20 protein-coding genes and 3 pseudogenes are annotated in these 20,655 nt (G+C 47.9%); 10 read left to right on the plus strand and 13 right to left on the minus strand.

What is annotated here, in order from left to right:
• Positions 1-435 precede the first annotated feature (435 nt).
• The 3 genes from IQ268_RS29475 to IQ268_RS33620 all read left to right on the plus strand — a co-directional run bounded on the left by IQ268_RS29475 (position 436) and on the right by IQ268_RS33620 (position 2,533).
• The gene (locus IQ268_RS29475; RefSeq protein ID WP_193886584.1) at positions 436-1,650 is read left to right on the plus strand and encodes a sodium-dependent bicarbonate transport family permease; all 1,215 of its coding nucleotides are present in this window, start codon (positions 436-438) and stop codon (positions 1,648-1,650) included.
• Between the two features lie 98 nt (positions 1,651-1,748).
• A complete protein-coding gene (locus IQ268_RS29480; RefSeq protein WP_193886586.1) occupies positions 1,749-2,081 on the plus strand; it encodes a hypothetical protein in 333 nt (110 codons plus the stop codon).
• Positions 2,082-2,287: 206 nt separating this feature from the next.
• Positions 2,288-2,533, plus strand: a complete 246-nt coding sequence (locus IQ268_RS33620; protein WP_370584720.1) for a hypothetical protein — start codon at positions 2,288-2,290, stop codon at positions 2,531-2,533.
• Positions 2,534-2,981: 448 nt separating this feature from the next.
• Here IQ268_RS33620 and IQ268_RS33625 read toward each other — a convergent pair whose 3' ends face one another.
• The 3 genes and pseudogenes from IQ268_RS33625 to IQ268_RS29495 all read right to left on the minus strand — a co-directional run bounded on the left by IQ268_RS33625 (position 2,982) and on the right by IQ268_RS29495 (position 4,203).
• On the minus strand, positions 2,982-3,044 hold the full coding sequence (locus IQ268_RS33625; RefSeq protein ID WP_370584722.1) for a HepT-like ribonuclease domain-containing protein: 63 nt from the start codon (positions 3,042-3,044) through the stop codon (positions 2,982-2,984).
• Positions 3,045-3,233: 189 nt separating this feature from the next.
• Positions 3,234-3,549, minus strand: a pseudogene (locus tag IQ268_RS29490) (nucleotidyltransferase family protein).
• Between the two features lie 261 nt (positions 3,550-3,810).
• Positions 3,811-4,203, minus strand: a complete 393-nt coding sequence (locus IQ268_RS29495; protein ID WP_193886589.1) for a GFA family protein — start codon at positions 4,201-4,203, stop codon at positions 3,811-3,813.
• 233 nt (positions 4,204-4,436) lie between these two features.
• On the opposite strand from IQ268_RS29495, the gene IQ268_RS29500 reads away from it, so the two are divergent.
• On the plus strand, positions 4,437-4,667 hold the full coding sequence (locus IQ268_RS29500) for a DUF433 domain-containing protein (protein WP_193886590.1): 231 nt from the start codon (positions 4,437-4,439) through the stop codon (positions 4,665-4,667).
• Positions 4,664-4,852: pseudogene (locus IQ268_RS29505) on the plus strand (DUF5615 family PIN-like protein); the annotation flags it as partial. The gene IQ268_RS29500 and the pseudogene IQ268_RS29505, both read left to right, overlap by 4 nt.
• Here IQ268_RS29505 and IQ268_RS29510 read toward each other — a convergent pair.
• From IQ268_RS29510 to IQ268_RS33630, 3 genes are all read right to left on the minus strand, one after another.
• Complete coding sequence (locus tag IQ268_RS29510; protein ID WP_193886592.1) at positions 4,794-5,666, minus strand: hypothetical protein; 873 nt, start codon at positions 5,664-5,666, stop codon at positions 4,794-4,796. The pseudogene IQ268_RS29505 and the gene IQ268_RS29510 sit on opposite strands and share 59 nt — an antisense overlap.
• Positions 5,667-6,002 carry a hypothetical protein gene (locus tag IQ268_RS29515; RefSeq protein ID WP_193886595.1) on the minus strand — a complete coding sequence of 112 codons (336 nt, stop codon included), beginning with the start codon at positions 6,000-6,002 and terminating at the stop codon, positions 5,667-5,669.
• Between the two features lie 206 nt (positions 6,003-6,208).
• The gene (locus IQ268_RS33630; protein WP_193886604.1) at positions 6,209-9,361 is read right to left on the minus strand and encodes a tetratricopeptide repeat protein; all 3,153 of its coding nucleotides are present in this window, start codon (positions 9,359-9,361) and stop codon (positions 6,209-6,211) included.
• An 866-nt stretch (positions 9,362-10,227) separates the two neighbouring features.
• Here IQ268_RS33630 and IQ268_RS29525 point away from each other — a divergent pair.
• Positions 10,228-10,542 carry a hypothetical protein gene (locus IQ268_RS29525; protein WP_193886606.1) on the plus strand — a complete coding sequence of 105 codons (315 nt, stop codon included), beginning with the start codon at positions 10,228-10,230 and terminating at the stop codon, positions 10,540-10,542.
• A gap of 252 nt (positions 10,543-10,794) precedes the next feature.
• Here the strand turns inward: IQ268_RS29525 and IQ268_RS29530 are convergent, their stop codons facing one another.
• Positions 10,795-12,018, minus strand: a complete 1,224-nt coding sequence (locus IQ268_RS29530; RefSeq protein WP_193886608.1) for a DUF4336 domain-containing protein — start codon at positions 12,016-12,018, stop codon at positions 10,795-10,797.
• A gap of 266 nt (positions 12,019-12,284) precedes the next feature.
• Between IQ268_RS29530 and IQ268_RS29535 the strand changes: the two genes are divergently transcribed.
• The gene (locus IQ268_RS29535; protein ID WP_193886610.1) at positions 12,285-12,458 is read left to right on the plus strand and encodes a hypothetical protein; all 174 of its coding nucleotides are present in this window, start codon (positions 12,285-12,287) and stop codon (positions 12,456-12,458) included.
• On the opposite strand, the gene IQ268_RS29540 is transcribed toward IQ268_RS29535, so the two are convergent.
• The 5 genes from IQ268_RS29540 to IQ268_RS29560 form a co-directional block, all read right to left on the minus strand.
• Positions 12,445-13,200 (minus strand): energy-coupling factor ABC transporter ATP-binding protein, encoded by a 756-nt coding sequence (locus IQ268_RS29540; protein ID WP_193886612.1) that lies wholly within the window; start codon positions 13,198-13,200, stop codon positions 12,445-12,447. The two genes, IQ268_RS29535 and IQ268_RS29540, sit on opposite strands and share 14 nt — an antisense overlap.
• Positions 13,201-13,261: 61 nt before the next feature.
• On the minus strand, positions 13,262-14,062 hold the full coding sequence (cbiQ, locus tag IQ268_RS29545; RefSeq protein WP_193886615.1) for a cobalt ECF transporter T component CbiQ: 801 nt from the start codon (positions 14,060-14,062) through the stop codon (positions 13,262-13,264).
• A gap of 2 nt (positions 14,063-14,064) precedes the next feature.
• The gene (cbiM, locus tag IQ268_RS29550) at positions 14,065-14,721 is read right to left on the minus strand and encodes a cobalt transporter CbiM (protein WP_193886617.1); all 657 of its coding nucleotides are present in this window, start codon (positions 14,719-14,721) and stop codon (positions 14,065-14,067) included.
• Positions 14,721-15,224 carry a carboxypeptidase-like regulatory domain-containing protein gene (locus IQ268_RS29555; RefSeq protein WP_228035833.1) on the minus strand — a complete coding sequence of 168 codons (504 nt, stop codon included), beginning with the start codon at positions 15,222-15,224 and terminating at the stop codon, positions 14,721-14,723. Before IQ268_RS29555 ends, cbiM begins: the two co-directional genes overlap by 1 nt.
• On the minus strand, positions 15,221-16,093 hold the full coding sequence (locus tag IQ268_RS29560) for a DUF4382 domain-containing protein (protein WP_193886619.1): 873 nt from the start codon (positions 16,091-16,093) through the stop codon (positions 15,221-15,223). Before IQ268_RS29560 ends, IQ268_RS29555 begins: the two co-directional genes overlap by 4 nt.
• Positions 16,094-16,872: 779 nt before the next feature.
• Between IQ268_RS29560 and hpxZ the strand changes: the two genes are divergently transcribed.
• Positions 16,873-17,250, plus strand: coding sequence for an oxalurate catabolism protein HpxZ (gene hpxZ, locus IQ268_RS29565; protein ID WP_193886621.1), 378 nt, complete (start codon positions 16,873-16,875; stop codon positions 17,248-17,250).
• A 48-nt stretch (positions 17,251-17,298) separates the two neighbouring features.
• On the plus strand, positions 17,299-17,913 hold the full coding sequence (locus IQ268_RS29570) for a 2OG-Fe(II) oxygenase (RefSeq protein WP_193886623.1): 615 nt from the start codon (positions 17,299-17,301) through the stop codon (positions 17,911-17,913).
• A 50-nt stretch (positions 17,914-17,963) separates the two neighbouring features.
• Here IQ268_RS29570 and IQ268_RS29575 read toward each other — a convergent pair whose 3' ends face one another.
• On the minus strand, positions 17,964-19,178 hold the full coding sequence (locus tag IQ268_RS29575) for a zinc-dependent alcohol dehydrogenase (RefSeq protein ID WP_193886625.1): 1,215 nt from the start codon (positions 19,176-19,178) through the stop codon (positions 17,964-17,966).
• 962 nt (positions 19,179-20,140) lie between these two features.
• Between IQ268_RS29575 and IQ268_RS29580 the strand changes: the two are divergent.
• Positions 20,141-20,655: pseudogene (locus IQ268_RS29580) on the plus strand (hypothetical protein); the annotation flags it as partial.

A 20,655-nucleotide genomic window follows, 5' to 3' on the forward strand; every position in this document is an offset into this window, starting at 1 on the left:
GGGCTGAGCGTAGTCGAAGCCCGGAATGAACGCACTTATTTCAGTGCCATTCCACTAAAGATTATTTGATCGCTCTGGCTCAATCACGTTCAGCAGCAGCGTCGGCAACAGTTGAGAGATTGAAAGCCATCATAGTTCAGGCAGCATAAGAAACGCTTATTGATAGGTTTTGAAAATTGTTTTTGCTAAATGAATACTTCCTCAAGATTTAGCTATAGACTTATTTTTAAGCAAAAAGCATGATTCATAGATAAAGCTCTATGAATCATGTAAGTTGATCGAGCCAGATAGGCGATCGCTCACGTTGGTACGGGTGGGCATCGCCTTTATCGAACCGAACTCATTCCCGAACATGAATCACCACTGATTAGCGTGATGATTTGCGCTTGCCTGCCGGACTGACCCCTACGATCTGATTCAAGGAGGAATTACAAAGTGGATTTCTTGTCCTATTTTTTAATGGACTTCGTTAAGCAGTTGCAGTCCCCAACACTCAGCTTTCTGATTGGTGGTATGGTCATTGCCGCTCTCGGTAGCCAACTGCAAATTCCAGAGTCGATTTGTAAGATCATCGTCTTCATGCTGCTCACCAAAATCGGTCTGACCGGTGGTCAGGCGATCCGCAATTCCAACCTGGCGGAGATGGTGTTACCCGTAACGTTCTCTATAGTCTTAGGGATACTCATTGTATTTATCGCCCGCTATACGTTAGCCAAGATGCCAAAGGTCAAAGTCGTGGATGCGATCGCGACCGGGGGGTTGTTTGGTGCTGTGAGTGGCTCTACTATGGCCGCCGCCCTAACGGTACTGGAAGAACAAAACATCCAATACGAGGCATGGGCTGGCGCACTCTATCCCTTCATGGATATCCCAGCACTCGTAACTGCGATTGTGGTGGCCAATATTTATCTCAACAAGAGGAAGCGTAAGGCAGACGAGTATCTCAGCAAGCAGGAGTATACGAGTCCCGCAGGTGCGTCTGCAAGTCCCGCAGGTGCTCTCCCCGTAGGCGCTCTCCCCGCAGGCACGTCTTTCAGTACCACAGGTGATTATTCCAGTGTCGCAGGCACGGCTCCCAGTACTGCAGGTGATTATCCCAGCAGCCGACAAGAGTATCGCAGCAAGAAAAAGCCTCCTGCGGATAATCGGGTCAAGATATGGCCGATCGTGCAGGAAAGCCTCCAGGGTCCTGCCCTATCGGCAATGTTGCTCGGTCTTGCTCTTGGCATATTTGCTCGACCAGAAAGCGTCTATGAAAGCTTCTACGATCCCCTCTTCCGTGGCTTACTTTCGATCTTGATGGTAGTCATGGGTATGGAAGCTTGGTCAAGGATTGGTGAACTCCGCAAAGTAGCCCAGTGGTACGTCGTGTATAGCGTGGCGGCACCGCTAGTGCATGGGTTCATTGCCTTTGGTCTCGGCATGATTGCCCATTACACCACGGGATTCAGCATGGGCGGCGTCGTGGTTCTGGCCGTCATCGCTTCCTCCAGTTCAGACATTTCAGGTCCGCCCACGTTGCGAGCCGGTATCCCGTCAGCTAATCCCTCTGCCTACATCGGTGCTTCCACAGCCATCGGTACACCCATTGCGATTGGCTTGGGAATACCACTCTTCCTCGGGCTAGCTCAGGCGATAGGCGGCAGCTAATTCCTAGACGGGTCACGGTCTGTTGGCGCTCCCCTGACCTGGCAGACCAAGCAGCTCAACATACAAGATCAGTATCCATAGGTAAGGAGGTAACCAACATGGCCAAGCCAGCCAAAAAGCTTGTCATCGTCACAGAAAAGATTCTGCTGAAAAAGATTGCCACTATCATCGAAGAAGCTGGAGCGACTGGTTATACGGTGGTGGAGACTGGCGGTAAAGGCAGTCGCAACGTGCGCTCGTCGGGACAACCCAGCGTTTCTGATACCCAGGCGAATGTAAAATTCGAGGTGCTTACCCCGGATCGAGATATGGCTGAGGATATCGCGGATCAGGTTGCAGTGAAGTTTTTCCTCGATTTTGCGGGCATGATTTATATCTGCGACGCGGAGGTACTGTACGGGCACAGTTTCTGTGGACCAGACGGCTGTTGAATTGAAACGACGCAGACCGAAAAGGCCAGGGTCATATCCCAGCTTTTTGGGGTCTTCTGTTCGACATCACTGTCAGGTTTGAGCGACCTAATCTCTCCCCTTGAGACACTCTCCATCCACAAGTGAATTTTCTGACAGATGTTTCCATAGCGGCGGGCACTTGCCCGCCACCGCCACACACTTTGGATCAGTATGGAGTGAACACCATGAGCAAGTTTGACCCAACTAAACTACGAACCAAATTTGACAACACCAGCGAAGGCTGGCTGGTGCAGATATATGGCGGCGATCGCCGTCTGCTCTGCGTGCTCGAGTCGTCTCACGCTTGGACTTTTTTGCTGGGCTGTGGGTTCGGTCTTCTACTAGCGTTGGGGTGGTTTAATCTCGTCCGATACAGCCCGTCCACGACTTATGAGCCGGCAACAACTCCCCCCGAAATGCGGATTGATTAGTTCAACACGAAGTCTTTCAGAGAGGGCAGAGGTTTAAAGACCCTGTTCACCCGCTGCCGATCGCCCCTCTCCCCCCACCGATCGCCCTCATTCACTCTGTCATCACCGATCGCTGCATGGTCTTCTCGGAAATACCGATCGCTCCACCCACTGCCACACCCGATCGCCTCAGCTCCGTACCATAACCGATCGCTAGATGGTCTTTTCGGAGAGGTCGATCGCCTCCAGCAGCGAGTGCAAGAGCTGTGTGCGGAGCCAGCTAACGCTTCAAATCAGCGGCGGCAATTAACCTTAACTCAGCATCAACAACTTTCATTCGTCCGACTGCATTTGAATTGTTGGGTTGCCGCAAACACTATTGTCTTTCAATGCCTGTCTATGAATACTCTTGTTTAAGAATTCGCCTGATTTCGGCATCCAGTGTAGGAATTTTATTGACTACAACATCCTAAACAATGTCATAGTCTACACCGAAGTAGTTATGAATTAATCGATCGCGCATCCCAGCCATCGCCCGCCACTCAATAGCATCGTATTTTGACGCAATCCATCTGGCAATTGTTTGACAGCTTCGCCGATTACTTCGATACTGCGAACGTAAGCACGCTTCAGCGTTTCATCTTACACAAATTTTGTCTTGTCTAAACTCGCAGCACTCGTCATGATGTAGGTCGTTTCATCAAGAATGTGCTGTAAATATTCACGAGCCGACGGAGACATACTCGACCTCATCTAGAATATGCGAACCAATATAAGGGCTTAATGACTCAACAGTAATGAGGTCAACTGCTCTGCCAAAAAGATCTTCTAGAAAAAAGGTATAGGTGTATAAAATTATCAAACGTTTTCTGGTCTGGCTCAAAAGCAACCAAGCTATCAACATCACTTTGAGGGTGAATTGCACTGTCACGGGCAAACGAGCCGAAAACGCCGCATCGTTTAACTCCAAAGCGGTGTAACTCCTGATGATATTCCTGGAGCAGAGCTAGTACTTGGGCTTTCGTTTGTACAAGCATCGTTTGCATAGACTACTCATCTGGTGCTGAGTCTATTACAACACAGGAGGCTCACAGGTAGCATCAAAGCACGTCCCCAACCGGATATGAAGCAGCCCAACGATTCTGGTCGGCAGCGGCAGATTAGCTTCGTATCAGACCGAACTCTTGATACCGTCTGCTGCACAGGGTTGTTGGACGGCATTCTGCCTCCGTCACTTTTGTCTGCTTGGATCCAGAAATGACAATTGCTGACGGACTAATAAAGAAACACGCGGTGTTTCAGAACCACATGTCCGAAACGCAACGGCCATCGCGGGGCAAGTCGTCGAAGCTGTTAAGACCATCGAAGTGGTCGATCGGTAGACCAGCAATGGGATCTGGCTCGGTCAGACGCAGATTGACGGCTGTCCAGTGTCGTCCGTCCTCTCCTGGAACGGTCGCCACATAGTGCGTCACACAACCGCAGGTTTTGCAGAAGTGGAAATCGATTGCTCCACCATCGGGTCGACGATAACTGGTCGTTTCGCCGGATGTGCGAATGTCATTGCCAATGTAGCCGTATGCCCAGAGGGCACCATAGCGGCGGCAGATCGTGCAGTTACATGCTGTGACGGATTCGGGTGACGTGTCAAGCGTCCAAGTGACGCGCCCACAGTGGCAGATCCCTTGCATCTTGGGAACTCCTTTCGTTAATTGTTCAGCACTCAATTTGATAGAGCTAGAAGCTTGGTGACTCTGTGCAACGACCTTTGGCTCAATAGCGGTGATCGACGCTGTGCCGTCCAACGGTGAAGCTCAGCAGCGGCAGACAATTTTGGCACCTCCACTGAGATGTCGGTTCCGTCCGTTGCAGCGCAGTGTTAGCCTGCTCTAGACTTAGATGTAGACATAACATACCTGGTATTATGAGCTATCGCGACATCATTACCATTGAACCTGATAAACGTGGGGGAAGACCTTGCATCCGTCGAATGCGGATCACAGTTTACGATGTTCTTGGTTGGCTAGCTGCTGGAATGTCTGTTACTGAGATTGTTGACGACTTTCCAGAACTGACAGAAACAGACATTAGAGCCTGTCTAGAGTTTGCGGCTGATCGCGATCATCGTTTAGTTGCCTCAGTGAGTGCTGCTTGAAACTACTGTTTGATCAAAATTTGAGCCGAAAAATGGTGACTCGCTTGGCTGATGTTTTCCCTAATGCCAGACATGTTCAGTTTCATAATTTAGCAGAGAAAACCGATACAGAGATTTGGGAGTTCGCTAAATTAAACGATTTCTGCATTGTGACTCAAGATGCAGACTTTGCAGAAAGAAGCCGATAACACCAGTACCAGTATATCGCAGGGCTAGTGCCTTGAGGTTTGAGTCGCTGATTTGCTCTGCAATGGCTTGAGATCGTTCCAATGCCTTCAGCTTGGCCCATGCCTCTGCCAACCTCACCCGCTGCAAATCTGCTAAATGAGAATTATCTCCTGCAAGCGCATTCTCGACAGCAGATAACTCCTGCACGGTTTTGGTTTTCAAGGTGTCATCGAGCGTCTCCCGCTCACTATTTTCCTGAGCAATGTCCACTAGAGTTGTTGCACTAAATGTTCTATCTGTCATTGCATCTGTGGTTTGAGCAGCAGCTTCATATTCTGTCAATTTGCCTAATGCTCTTGCAATACCACCAAGAATGAAATTACGAGGAGTTTGCTCCAAAAGATGGGCAACACTTAAAGAGATGACGAACTGTTTTGCCTGTTCCAGAAGAGTACGAGCATGGTGAAACTGTTGTAGTTCAATGTACTGCTCTACAATTATTCGTAGAGCTTGTGCTTTCATACTGATATTTTGCTCTGAAAAAGCGTGAGCTTCAGCTTGGTTGAGTAAGTCTAAAAGTTGATCCTGTGCGATCGCCTCATCCCTCTCCTTGACGATTTTTGCTAAAGCTTCTGCTTTGCTACTGGGATAAGTCATCAGGGAGACTAGAGCAATCGATCGTTCTGATTGATTATTAATAGAATACACATTCACTGCTTCCAGTAGAAGGTGATCTTTATCTGGGTTATTGTCTATGACAGCAAGAAGGTTAAAAATTTGTTCATGATGGTTCTGGATGATGGCAATACGAGCAATTGAGTCGAATAGCACTCATATCCTCGTGTAATCATCGTCCATCATTAATCCAATCTGAATCGCGCGATCGTACATCCCAACCTCGGCATAAACCTCTGAAATATCGATGAGTGCATAGTCGCGAGCTTCCAGATCTTCAAAGGCATCAGCTTGCTGAAGAGTTTCACTGAGCATCGCTATGCTGCGATTTTGCGACCCTGCTTTGGCAAGTTGTTTCGCTGCTTTGCACTTGAGGTCGTTAATGACACATTTTTCCTCGACTGGAATAAACGCTATCTCTTGAAGTGCGTGTTCAATGTATGATAGATAAGGCTCTGTCAGCTTGATGAGTGAGATTAAATTGTTCAGCAATAGAAATGTTGACTTCAGCCCGACTCATTGGGTTCTGAAGTGCTTCGATTGCTGTTGTGATCTCATTTAACAAATAACCTCCTTGCAGGCTAACGTTCCTGGTCAGCGGTTGCCGGAGACTCTGGGACTTAACAGGTAACTTCAGTCAATCCGCTGCACCAGGGTTGTTATACGATCCCGGTAATCTTCTCAGTTGCACTACCAACCTATTCACTGGCTTCTTCAGTCAGTTCAGATATCAAATTTCTTGCGTCTAACATCGTAAGCTCATCAAAGTCGGTTTTATCGACTAAATCTCCTAAGCTAAGACCAACTCTTTCTAAAAGAGCCTTAATATAAGCAATTTGCTTGGGGGTTGCCAGATTCTTGGTTAAGCCAATATCAGGATTTGATAAATTTTCCGGTGGGCCATCCTTAGCCCAATTTCTTAAAATGCCTGCTGTATATTTAATATAATCTTTTATTTCTTTGTTTACTGCAATTGTAATCGCAGACTTAATCCATTCAGGCTCATATTTTTCTATGAAGATATGAATGGCTGTATCATCACGTTCTGGCAATCTCCTCTTTTTCAATAAGGCAACCCAAAATCTTTTAACTTCGTCTATTTTCTCGCGGCGTTCTTGCAGAACATTTAGACGAGTATCTCGAATATGCTTAGACCAATCTTCCTTGTCAAACCCACCCGTAAAAGCTTTTATTAATTTATCAGATTTCCCAGAATTACATTCTTCACAACTGGTTACGAGGTTTTCAAAAACATCAGTACCTCCTTGTGCCACTGGAACAAGATGATCTACAACTAATTTGACTTCTGGCGGAGTACGACCACAATACTGACAAACATGATTATCTCTTTGAAACACATCGAAGCGAATTGATGGAGAAATCCTACGTACATTCTCGACTTCAAGCATGTCTAATTTGACAGCAGAATTTCTTAATATTTGCCCTTCTGGGTTGACTAGCAACAGTTTCAAGTTTTTCAACTTACTAGCATATATTTTGTGAGAAACAACACCTGCCTTCTCACAAATTTCCTCCCAAGTTGGATTTTCGCTTTCTTGGATAACTTCTATAAAGGCTTTTAAGAAAATCTTTTCTCTTCTGGAAAGTTTTGCTATTGCCCACTCAGCATATTCATTTGTGCAGTATTGCTCTTTAGTTTTATTAAACTCTTCCAATGCAGCTTGATACCTTTCTCTTTCTGCTTTTCTTCTTCTCTCCTCTTGAATATTTTTGCAGTACTGACAGCTACACCAGCCTCTATTCTTATGACCACAACCAAGACAAATTTTATCATCTGAAGCCTTTGCCGAACGGCTTTTATATGTCAGATCGATAAAACAATTAGGGCACTTCTCTTCAGTTCTATAGGGAAAAACAAAATTATAAAGATTACTAGAACTATAACGTTTTAGATCCAACCTTTCCTGGATAGAGCTTGTCGATAAATCGCTATACCAATAAAGTTCATTGAGATCAGCCAGGGCCTCTTCAGACAAGCCAACACGAACGGCCTTCTCTACTACCTTGTCTAAGGAGATCTGAAATCTCTGAAGCGAATCATTCCTAAGCTCGATTAATGATTTCAGCCTTCTGTAATTTGAGTTATGGATCTCATCGTCTTCATGAATTTCGACGGCCTGACCAAAAAGTGAAAATGCTTCATCCAATAAACCTTTCCTTTCATAGATAACACCTAAATTGTTAATTGCTGCTGCATTGTTAGGTTGCTGATCTATCAAGCTTTTATAAGCAGCTTCCGCTTCATCAGTATTACCTATACAGTTACTACTGTAAGCGTAATCAAATATTCCGTGAGATCTTTCAGAGGCGACCATGAATTTTTGGCTGACTTTGGCAACAACCTTGAACGACTTGAGCTTAAAAAGAAGGTCGCGCCAAAAGGCATCATAAAATGGCAGAAAAACCTCAATAATGACTTTCGAATTAGTACATTTTTCGAGTCTGCTTAAAACAATTTCCTCTATCAAAGGTCCCTGTCTTATAGTGATTTCATTTTCACCATCTCCCTCTTCGTTGTATAGTTTTGCTTCAAACTCCTCTAAAATATACTCATCACTTTCGCACTTCCAGATGGCATAATCTAAATAGAATCTAATAGCTTCTAGAAAATCTCTATCTAAAAATTCCCGAGCTAGTTCATTGCCCAAGCTTGGAGGAAAATCCAGTAATTTAGCAGAAAGTAGAAGTGGCGTCTCTGATTGTATCGAGAAAAATTGAAGTAGCTCGTCATGCTGTTTTCCAGAGAAATGCTTTTGAATTATATATAGGAGTAAACCTGAGACTTGTGAAGTAATTACCTCAGTTTCATCTTTAAGCAAGACTAAAGTCTCACAGATTTCATAAATAACGTCAAAATCCTGATAAGCAAAAAAGCTTCCCTCCGTCCAAGATTCTACAAAATTTTCTAAGTAGATATCCTGACCTAAAAATAGTAATGCACCAGCTTTAAAGTCATTAATTGCTTGTTCTAAATTGTTCTTTTGTAAATTCACATAAGCCTTTGTAAAGTGGTATCGGATGACAGATTCTATATCATCATTGTTGGCTGATTCAGCGGTTAAAACCAACCATTCACTCAGTTTGTTTTGTTTAAATAGCAAATCTGCCTTAACTCTAGATATAAACTTTTTGTCTTTAATGTTTAGGTTATCTAAATACTTTATGGCATCAACATAACTTCCTTGCCGCCATAGAGTTTCAAAGATACACCACTTTGATTTTTGTCCAAATTCTTTTGTTCCCAGCAAGGGAGACAATAAAGTAGTCGCTCTTTCATACTCTCTTTCCTGATAAATAAGTATCGATGCCAATTCATAGCGAATATTAGGATTATCAGGATGCCTTTGAAATGCCTTGTTTAAAGTATTTAATTTATCGCCTAAATCCTCTGATTCTTGTAATCTAAAAAGAAGCAAAAAAGCATCTGGAGAACAATCATCAAACTCAACAGCTTTAAGGAGATAATTTTTAATTATTTCTTTACTGGCAGCATCGATTTGATGTAAGTAGCGGCCTCTTACCTCAGCAACTGCTAATCGATAGTATGTGTAAGCAGATGGACTAAATTGTTGTGCTGCTCTTAATGCAGCTATCATTTCATCCCAGTTTTTATATAGCCAATGTATATCGGCCCAAATTTCGTAATCCACCTGTTGGGGATACTCGATCTTTTTCAGAGTCATCAATGCGTTTTCATAATCACCAACAATGAACTTGCACAAAGCTAGTAAGCTAAGTTTTCTATCATCTGCTTCTAGCTTTAACTCCTTTTGAAGTTCAACAATAGCTTCCTCATATCTTTTCTGGTCGAAGAGGTCTTGGTATTTCACAGCTAAAGTTCTTGATAAATGATGGTTTTTAGGGTTTGAGCGAGTAGCAGTTAGAAATTCAAAGCTCAAAGTACGCTTTAAAATTTACTAATCTTAGTGTAACTAAAGACACACGCTTAGCTAAAAGACTACTGCTATTACCTTAAGTCCCAATGCTAGCACCCCTGTACTACAGGCTTCAATATGACTTGGTGACTTTGTGTGCCTCTCAATACATAAGGCACCCTGTGTACTTTCATGAAGAACCCTAATGAATAGCCTAGTAGGTTCTCATCGTGCAGTTTATCCCTGTCAAGGTGATAAGGCTGTATAACTATTATTAGACTGAAAGTTTCCGCCTAAGATCCCAAAATGGGTGGATAGGCGGAATCATTCTGCCTATTCACCCGATTTTACTACTTGTGCAGATTGTGTCTGCCTAACATACTGCTCAGGCTAGATAGCCCGAATCATTCCGCTTATGTTCGGCTTGCTGATACAGATGAGCAGATGGACGACTCAATATGGTTGCAGAAGCAACCACATTGAGTCGAGTAAGTATCACAAATGACGAGTGGCTAGTCACTCGATCGCCCCCTCCCTCCATTCTCTGTATTGACTCTGCCAGACAAATCCCGTACCGTGATGAGTTAGGTTGTTTGTGGTGTAAACCACAGCAGAGCAACCAGTCACCAAAAATCTAGTCAAGCGCTATCCAGGGCTGTTGAGACCAGCCAAGGATAGCTGACCCCCACGTTGGACTTGGCAACGCGGAGGCTTGGGAGATCTTACCACTCCTGCAAGCCACCCTGCTTTGCGCTTCAATGATATGCGGGGTGGCTAGGTTTTTGGCTTTCCTTACCCGTAAGCCAAACAGGAGAAACATCATGGCTGATTTCATTGCTCAGATGGAGAACGATCGCACCGTAGAGTCACAACCGGAACGGCATCAGGTCATTCCAGTTGCCAGTGGCGATCGCCGCCCGTTACGAGTGCTACTGCTGGGAAGCAAGCAGGATGTGATAGACACTATCAAGAACTTACATCGGCGGGGGTTTGCCGAAGCGGGAGACTGGACAAAGCCGATCGCCTCTCCTGAGAGTGAAGAGCAACGGCAGCGGTTGTTGGCAACCTTACCGTCGGGGAGTTACATCAGCATCTTGACCAAGTACCTGCATCACGACGGTTCCCCTTCGAGGTAGGGCGATCGCTATCCCCATAAACTGAGTGGCAGCGGTAAACACTGCCACTTGGTCTCTCAGGGCTTTTGTCAGTCAATCAGGCCAGACTCCTTAGCTCGACTTTATCCACGGAATCGGTTTGGAAATTTGGAAGTCCTTCGGTTGAGGGGTTAGCGCTTGCGGCAATCCAGAAAAGGAGACGCTTCGAAGTGACCATATTGGCACCTTTAACGCCATCGTCTTAATCCTGATTCCGTTACTGGCAAGGGGGCATCACACCTTCGGTTGAGGGGAAGTGGCAATCCCACGCTGGATTAAATTAGCTTCCAGTTCTCTGATAAATTGAAAGTCCTCCTCTGGCAACGGTGAAGGATCACTGCCAGCCATTGCCTCAGCCGTGGTGGACTGTTGCAGAAAGGCAAACGCTTGCCGAAACTGAGCAGGACTCGCCTCAATGGGCGCATCAAAATGGCAGGGAATGATGTACTGAAAATTCCACTGGGTCACTCGGTTTGCCCAATCTAGAACCTGCTGTGGTGCATGGGGCAGGATCAGCGTTTGCAGAATCGGTGCAACAAACGGACGACCGCCCCCCCGCAACGCGTCGAACGATCGCATCCAATCGGGTTGCCACTGGAACGGAAAAAGCCCAAAGTAGTGTTTTCTGGAGCGATCGGGCGCATGGAATGCATCCCGTAGAGCCTGCCCCAACCCTACTGTCTTTAGCGTGCTGGGACGAAAATAAACTGCAAACAGTGCAATTCGCTTCCAACCCTTACGCCGATTAGCCTCAGTGTCTTCCACGCTCTCCAGGGCACTGTCCCTGGCATGGAACAGCAACGGCGTTGGATCAACTTGCACGATCGCAGGCGGCTCTTCTGGAATCGACAGGATCGAATCGGTGAGCAGCAATGTACGCGATCGCTTATGGTATAAGGCAACTTCCGCAAATGATCCTCGTCCCAGGTTGATATCCAGCACGGCGTACTCAAACTCAGCGGCAAAAGGCGCTTGCTGGCTGTCCTCTGGAAGAACCTGCGTTCGCCGTTGAGGAAAGCCAAGCCAACTGAGCGGTAAATTAACCGGAAAGCTCCATTGATGCGGAGCAATCAAAACCTGCGCGGTTGGAAATCGTCTGGCAAAAGGGCCAACAAAAATCTTGTGTTCTAACCCCGAGCTGGTTGGCAAAACAATGTACTTTACATCACCGTGCTCTGCCACCAACTCGTTTACCAACCGAACACATTCGCCAGTGGGAGCCACAGGAGCATACACCAGCAGACCCCCAGCGTCCAGCTTCACCACCGTCATGCGAATGGGAACAACGGTGTAAAGAATGCCCTGGATTTGATCAAAGATCCAGATCGTGTTCTTGATCACTTCCTGGCGAAGAGTTTGCCGCTTGCGGTAGGGGTAAAGGGGCAGCGTGAGCCAAAACGGCCAGACCCATTCTCTAGACTTCTTTTCATTGGGTAGACGCTCCTGCTGTCTATTCATCCTCTCTAGTCCTTGCTTCCCTTGTCTGTATCTCTACCGTTTTATCTCTAACCGCGTTTATATCCCTATGGCAATGGCTTGCGGCTAGCCGGACGAGGCATTTTTATCATGATTCATTACCAGGAACGATACCCGCGTCCGGTGTATTTCTAATTTACAGAAAAAGCACGATCCTTAAGTCTACCTTTGGGGATCATTCTATGGTTGGATGATTCATCCATCTGCTAAAGCAACCATGATGGATGAACACTATTAGAGTAATGATTATGTCTCCCGAAACAACCCCGCCCAACAGTTCTGATCCATATGGTGTGCAGCACGACAGCGAAACTCCACTGCCGAAGAAGCCCTCTTTTCTATTCATCGTCACCACCTCACTGGGAGTGATCACCATTATCCTGCTGGCGGTTGGCGCATACTACGGCGTTAGCGGTGCTTAAGATGCGTGAGGGAGTGCGGTTTTTCCAGGCCATACGCTTCCATCAACGCTTGATCGCCCATTATCTGAGCTGGATCGCCATCGGCAATAATTTGCCCTTCATGCATGAGGATGACGCGATCGCACACCTCTAAAACAAATTCCAAATCATGAGAGGCAATCAACAGCGTCTCCTGGGCGTGTTGTAAGAATTGAATGAGACGGCGACGCGCCCGCAGATCCAAATTAGCCGTTGGTTCGTCGTACAGCACAATTTGAGGCCGCATGGCCAGCAACCCGGCGATCGCCACCATTTGCTTCTCCCCACCCGAAAGATGGTGGGGAGGACGACTGGCTAAATCTGATAAACCGGTCAGGCTCAAAACCTCTTGTACTCGCTGCTCGACCTCATCGGGCGTCAGTCCCATATTTTGTGGTCCAAAGGCAATATCATCCTGAACCGATGCCGAAAATAGCTGATCGTTAGGGTTCTGAAACAGCAGCCCAATTTCTGGATAAAACTGACCGGGTACGACCAACCGACCCAACAAATGAATGTCTCCAGCATTGAGAGGCAGTACGCCGCAGAGCGTCATGAACAGCGTCGTTTTGCCGCAACCGTTATGACCAATGAGGCCGAGGCGATCGCCCACATGAACCTGTAAATTGACATCACACAATACATCCGACCGATCGGCATAGGAAAAACATAGCCCTGTCGCCGCGATCGCCGCATGAGTGGCAGGGGAGAATGAAGGGGACATTGACAATGGCTGCACTGGAGATGAGGGTTGATCCATAGCGTATTTGAACTCTACACCAATGCTAGACGACTTCTGCAATCACAAAGCCTGAGGCGACTAGCAGCATTAATAGTAGAGCAATGACGCTTCCAGCTTCTCTCTCCCAGCGTAGATGGAACGCCGCTGTAGACTGAAGCAACGGTTGGGAATGTGCGCCATATCCTCGCAATTTCATTGCCTTGTACACTCGTTCTGATTGCTCGTAGCTACGAACCAGTAAAGTCCCCGTTAAGGAAGCAAGGCGGCGCAACTCTTGCCCGTTGGGTATGAACAGACCTTTACGAGACTGACTGCGGAATCCGCGTAATCTCATCCCCTGCTGCATTGTGGCTAAATCATTAGCAATTTCAAACAGGTAGCGATACGACAGCAACATCATATCAGCCAAAAGAGGCGGTAAACCCAGCGATCGCATTGCGTTAATCAGCTTCAAAATGGGCGTGGTGCCAATTAGAATAAAGCCTATGGTTACAATTGATAAAAACCGACAGGTGATTAATATCGTTGCCAGTATCCCTTCCTGGCGCAAGGTTAATGCACCCCACTGCCAAACCACCGTCTCGCCAGATAAAAACGGCAGCAGCAGCACCACTCCCAACAGAAAATAGCCAGGATACCGCAACCGCATTAGCAGAAAGGAGAGCGGCAGCCGAGATGCCACATACAATAGAGCCGTTACCAGCAGCATGGCTGGCAGCAAATGAAGCGTTTTAACAAAGGCAAAGGCAAAGATGAGCGTAATGAGTCCAATTAGTTTCGATCGCGTCTCCCAACGGTGGATGGGCGAATTAATATGGGCATACTCATCCAGTGCTAGCTTCATCCTTACCCTTCACTTTTGATATTTAACAGCGCTGGTTTGACCCGCAACAGAAACAGAGCCAGTAGCGCTGTAAACGTGCCCTCGATCAGCATCAAGGGAATGTGGGCAAGCGACAACCCAATGATCGCCGCTCGTTCCACATCCACGTCAAAGCCAGACGGAATAGTGGTAATTACCAGGATAAAGAAGACGATCGCGGCTAACCCCAAACCCACAGCACCCGCTAAAAATGAAAATATGCCTACGAACCAGCGATCGTTGAGCCTGCGCCCAAACCGATCGCGCAGTTGAAAAATGTGATAAGCAACCAGTGCTGGAATGCCCATCATCGCGGCGTTCACGCCCAAGGTTGTTAGCCCACCATGTCCCAAAATGATGGCCTGAAAAACCAGACCAATTAAAATAGCCGGGAACGCATAGTATCCCAGTACCGTTCCCAATAAACCATTTAGCACTAAATGGACGCTGGCTGGAGGAATTGGAATATGAATTGAGGAGGCAATAAAGAAAGCCGCCGTTAGCAATGAAGCTTTGGGAATATCGGCAGTGGGGTCTTTTTTGCGGTTAATGTGCCGCAGAGAATACCAGGTGGCTAAGCCCGTTACAGCATAGCCACCAATGCAAACCTGAGCGGGCAAAATTCCGTCTGGAATATGCACTATTTCTTTCCTCTTGCAAAAAATAGCGCGGTGCCAATGAATCCCCAGAGAACAGCACCTCCCATCACTCCTTTTTGCAAAGGAGATAGGGCATCCAGGTTGTTGGCACGGCCTGCTGTTTGCTCTACTGCTGCTGTTTCAGACGACGGAGCTGGAGCCTGTTCCGTTTCACTGGCCGCTTCGCCATCGACTGGAATACTGAGAATTTCTCCGTGTCCTGCCTGCCGCACGGCGACTTCCCAGTTACCAGATTGGGCGCGATCGGGAGCAAACAAGAATCGTCCTTGTTCGTCGGTTGTTCCGGTCATCCAGGGCGTTGATGGATCGTCTGGCGCATAAACGATAACCTGAGCCTCTGCCATCGGTTCGCCCGTGTCATACGTGGCATTAATAGCAATGGCTTCGGTGGTCTGGTAATTAATCTCAACCCCGTGGGCGATCGCCCTGGACTGCACTCCCAGAACCGAGAGCAATCCCAGCAAAATCATTAATCGTGGTTTCATGTCGTCAATTGTGTTTCTTGACAGTGCCCTTCACCAACATGGCCTAAGCTGGGCAAGATTCCCAGCAGCGTGTTGTAGTCATCCGCAGACATGTTCTGCTCTAGTTCGGCTGTATCGGCATCGAGTTCACCATTCTGTGCCAATGCTGCAAGGGGGTCAAAGCCCAACGCCCCGGTGTTGATTTCATCATCGGGTGGGGCATCTCCATCGCCAAATAGATGGTCAAAATGGAAGGTCGCTTCCAGGTCAGTCGTGTCTCCTGGCTCAAGAATGCCTTTGCGGTCATCCCCAACAAAATCGCCGCAGGTAAATGCCAACTCTTGATTGAGCCGCAGGTTGAAGTTGATGGTTTCCCCGTCTTTGGTTGCCGTGCCCTGCATTACCAGAGGGTAGCCATCAGCAGGGCCACTGTTGGCACTGACCATTCTCCAGGAGAGGGCATTGTAGCGTCCTGCTGGAGCTTCCACAGTGTCAACCAAGACAGGATCGGCATCCGTCTCACCCTCTGCCAGGTCTACTGTTTTGGGTTCCGAGACGCTAACTTCTTGTGTCGCCTGAATCTCTGTACCCGCTTCCGAGTTAAACGGCGGATCGGTTTGATAGGCTGTAACGTCTGCCAGGGTAACGTAGACATGGTCGAAGCTAATTTCCCATCCGTCTTTAGTCGTAAATCCTTCGCGGACAAAATCTTCACCGTTGGCGCGAATTTCTAGAGTTCCGGTTTCACCATTCGCTGGCGTAGTAGCAGAGGGGTTAGCCTGTTCAGCGGTAGGAGCCTCAGCTTGAGGTGCATTGTTACCACCACAGCTCTGAAGAAGCGCAGGGGCAATTAAGGTCAGAAATGCTGCTGTTATAAGCTGTTGCTTCATTTTAGATCAGTCAATCCTTTAGGTCAGCTTGTTAACTCAATGCATTCTGCAGTTACGAGTTTCAACCCTTCAGTTAAGCTTTCTTCGGTGAAGACATCAATGCGGTGGGAGGGGATATAAGGGGAATATAAACGGGGTTTCCAATGAATAATTGGCGATCGCCCTCCCTTTTCCCCATCCCGAGCGGCGGCATCGAGTAATGATTGCTACCGCATCAGGCGCGTCTGTTATGCTGATGCCCGCTGCCTCTGTCCGACGGTGGGCATGGCAAAACAGACCAACAACGATGAATTCAATAGAATTTATTTAGAGGGTGTTTGAGAGGTTGTTTGAAAAGTAACAAATGTTTCCTGTAAGGGCGTAGCATTCGGCAGATAGCCCTTGAAATAGACCCAGAAGTATTGCCCGTAGCTTGCTTCCCGCAGGGTATGCTACGCCCCTACGGGTATCGGGCTACAAATTTAGACTTTTAAAGCATCCTCTGAGAATGGCGCAACATTCTAAATCAGCCCCCTAAATCCCCCAGAATTGGGGGACTTTGAAACAGAATTGATTCGGAAGTCCCCGTTCGGCTGAGCGCTCACGTCGAAGCCAGAATTGGGGGATTAGGGGGCGGTTTGAGTTGGAGCTTAACACTTTTAAGACATCCTTTTAGACTGGGTTGCCGATACGATTGTGTTTACAGATTCAGTGAACGGCATTGCTGAATCTTGTATGCACTTTGTGAGGGTAGTGCAATACCCCTACAGTAGAGGTTTAGCACTTTTGAAACATTCTCTATGGACATTAATTTAGCTGAGGTTTTGGCTGAAGTGACAGCCGCTTTCGCCCGCTACGAAGCGGCATTGGTCAATAACGATGTGGCCGTGTTGGATGAATTGTTCTGGCAAAGTCCTCACACTATCCGCTATGGTGCCACCGAGAATCTATATGGCTACGATGCGATCGCCCTATTTCGCAGCAGCCGTTCATCCCAGGGACTCGATCGCACCCTCATCAATACAATCATTACTACCTACGGGGAAGACTTTGCCACCGCGAACACTGAATTTCGGCGCAACGGCTCTGGCAGACGGGGACGACAAAGCCAAACCTGGATGCGAACCCCAGACGGATGGCGAGTTGTCAGTGCCCATGTCTCTTTTTTGCCAGACTAAAATTGGTAGAATGCGATCGCTCCTCAACCGTCTAACGTTCCTGAATCCTTGAGTTACTATCATCAACATCCCAATTCGTTTTCGATCGCTTATCTCAACGACCTGCGGGGAGAGATATTGGCCTGTCCCTACTTTGCCGTCAACAACCTCAACCGCGACTTTGTCGGTACCAAGGGGTTTTCTGTCGTGTTCCAACGATCTGGAATCGCAGAGGTAGAGCGGCAGTTTCCCTTTTTTAAGCCCTATTTAGATCATGCGCTTCAGCCAGCCTGCAACGCTTTCTATCTCAATCCGCTGCTGCTCAAACAAGACTCCCGTGTCGATCCCCATATTGATCGATCGCTGCGATCGTACTGCAAAACAGTGGAACCACCAGCAATGGTGAGCGTACTCTATATCCGCGTGCCGTCTGATTTGCGTGGCGGAGAACTTGTCCTACACCGTCACAAACAGCAGGTCGGAAAAATCAAACCCCACGTTAATACGTTGCTTTACTTTCAGGGCGATTTGACCCATTCCGTTAACGCCGTTGCCGGATCGGGCGATCGCCTCAGTCTGGTATGCGAGCAGTACAACTTGAGCGAATCGGAACTGCGAGACATTCCAACCTTCACAGTAGAATCTAGAGCCGCTAAACCAAAAACAGCCAAATCAAAACGGTGAAGGTCGGAGTTCACAGACGCCTGATCTGGCTGTCTTCAAGCGGTTGCCATTTATGCTCCGGGCACAAGTTCTACTTTTACCCAGCCCGACTGCCGCCGATCGAAGGCTTTGTAAGCATCCAACACCGAAGTCATCGGTTCTACCTGCGTCAGAATTTGGGTGGGATCAATCACTCCACTGTGAACCATATCCACAATAGACGGAATATATTTGCGGTGATTGCAATTGCCCATCTTGAGCGTCAGGTTTTTGTTCATCGCCATGCCAATGGGGAAGAATTTGTGCGTCAGGGGATACACCCCAATGATCGAGAGCGTTCCCGCCTTGGCTAACCCCTGCACAGCCCATTCCAACGCCTGTGAGGGAGCATTACCCGGATGCCAGTTGCCTCCTTGCGGATTGGTTTCGGGCGCGATTTGCTGAAGTTCCTGCTGAAATTCTTGGGCTTGCTGTGCAGCTTTCTCCGCTGCCGGTCCACTGTTGGGCGCAACCGCATCAACACCCACGGCATCGATCGCCCGGTCTACTCCAATTCCACCCGTTAGCTCTCGGATCGCTTCAATTGGATCTTCCTTATTGAAGTCAATGATCTCGGCTCCCTGTGCTTGTGCCATTTCTAGCCGAGAAGCAATGGTATCGATCGCCAAAATCCGTCCCGCTCCAAGCAGTTGGGCACTGGCGATCGCAAACAGTCCAACGGGTCCACAGCCGAAGACAGCAACGGTATCCCCTGGTTCAATCTCTGCCAGTTCTGCGCCAAAATAAGCAGTCGGAAAAATATCTGAAATTAAAATTGCCTGGTCGTCTTCCACTTCCTTTGGCAACTTTACCAATCCAGCATTGGCGTAGGGAATCCGCGCATACTCTGCTTGTAACCCATTGAAAGGCCCCGACGGTTTTGGGCCACCAAAAAAAGCGGTTCCGGCTTGCGGCCCGTTAGGGTTAGCGGTATCGCACTGAGAATGATAGCCCGAGCGGCAGTAGGAGCAGTAGCCACAGGAGATTGTAGAGGGAACAACGACGCGATCGCCTACTCGCAAATTTCGCACATTAGAACCTACTTCCTGAACCACACCCACGGCTTCGTGCCCCAAGATAGTTCCTGGAATCATCCCTGGAAAGGTTCCCCGAATCATATGCAAGTCAGTTCCACAAATGGCACTGGCGGTAATTTGAATGATGGCATCAGTGGGTTCCTGAATTTTGGGTTCGGGTACACTATCCAAACGAATATCGCCAATGCCATGAAATACAACTGCTTTCATCGAGTTTTCTCCTAAAAATGTTAGTGATGATTGCCAATCAGGTTCCAAAAACTGGCTCTACTACCAAACCCCGTCCTCTGTCGCGTCAAAAATGATAGGGCGTGTTTTAAAACTCCCGATTGCTCGGTTACATTGTGCTTTTCGCCCCCTAAATCCCCCAAGATTGGGGGACTTTGAATCGTTCAAAAGTCTTATAGAGTTGGAAGAGTTGGAACGTCCAGGATTTAAAACACGCCCTAGGTTCTATAGAAGAGCGAAAACCTCTTGTTCGCTCGTGAAGCGCCACCAACGAGTTTGTCGAGGGTATGGTGTTCAAAGACATAAGCCTTGCTGTGCAGCAAGGGAATGTTCGGAATCAGTACAACGACATGCCCTCAGAGGTTAAATGAAATGTAGGAAACGGGCTACATTGACCTCCCTGATATACCTGATGGATTTCAGTCCTTGACTTTAGGGACTTCCATACCAACGTTGACAGAGTTGCCGTCTGGCTGAGCGTTCACACCGCAGCCCCAATCCAGGACATTGAGGGGGACGTTTAAGTTGCGCCTACTGTTGCATTACGACTCTGCTCAACTAGCTTAGAAACCCGAACGAAGTTTCTCGTCCTACTTGTGGAGCATATCCACTCGCTTCATTTCTACATCTATAGCCAGAAGGCACATAACGCCTGATGTATTGCAAAGGCAGCACCATCTGAGCTTGATCAAGAACCTTGGCTAAAGACAGCGCCAGAGCAGGTGCGTCAGGTTATTTTCCTTAGAAGCGGTTTGAAAGGTGTTGATTTTAACTCGAACTACCTCGATCGTGAGGAGTTTAGGAGGCGCATATCGCGCCAAACTCTAGCCTTTTGTCGAATATCATCCAGGGTTAACTGACGCTACATTGCTGGTAGCAGCAGTGTTACCACAATTTTGCTGCTTCAAGTTCAGCTAGTCCATCGGCTGTCAGGAGATACCAGGATGAGCGATCGCATTGATATTCGGCGTAAGTCACCCAATGCATCTAACGCTACACCTGCCCCACGGGTTCCTGACTCTGCTACGCCGATAGCATCTCACTCAATTGCCCATGCGCCAGCTTCTATGCCATCATCCGAACTGGCTACGGCGGCTCATGCCCAGCCGGATACCCAACCTCAAGAGGCGCTAGAGACGGCTCTTCAGCCAGAACCGCGATCGCTCCTCGGACATCAATTTAGCCAGATTGCTGTATCAACACGTCAAATTCAACCGAGCATGGCGGCGGGAGAGGAACCTCCTCACACCAGTCCAACGTCGGAGGCTGTGCCGCGATCGCCATCCGTTCACCCGGCACAATGGCCTTTCTCAGGGAATGATTTCAGCCGCATCCGTCGGACGTTGCTTCAACCTAAGCTCACTATTAGCCAGCCCAACGATCCCTATGAGCAAGAGGCCGATCGCGTTGCCGATCAGGTGATGCGAATGCCCGATGCGGCTCCCACCCTTGATCCCAC

It is taken from the genome of Oculatella sp. LEGE 06141 (genome assembly GCF_015207605.1).
GTDB lineage: Bacteria > Cyanobacteriota > Cyanobacteriia > Elainellales > Elainellaceae > Oculatella.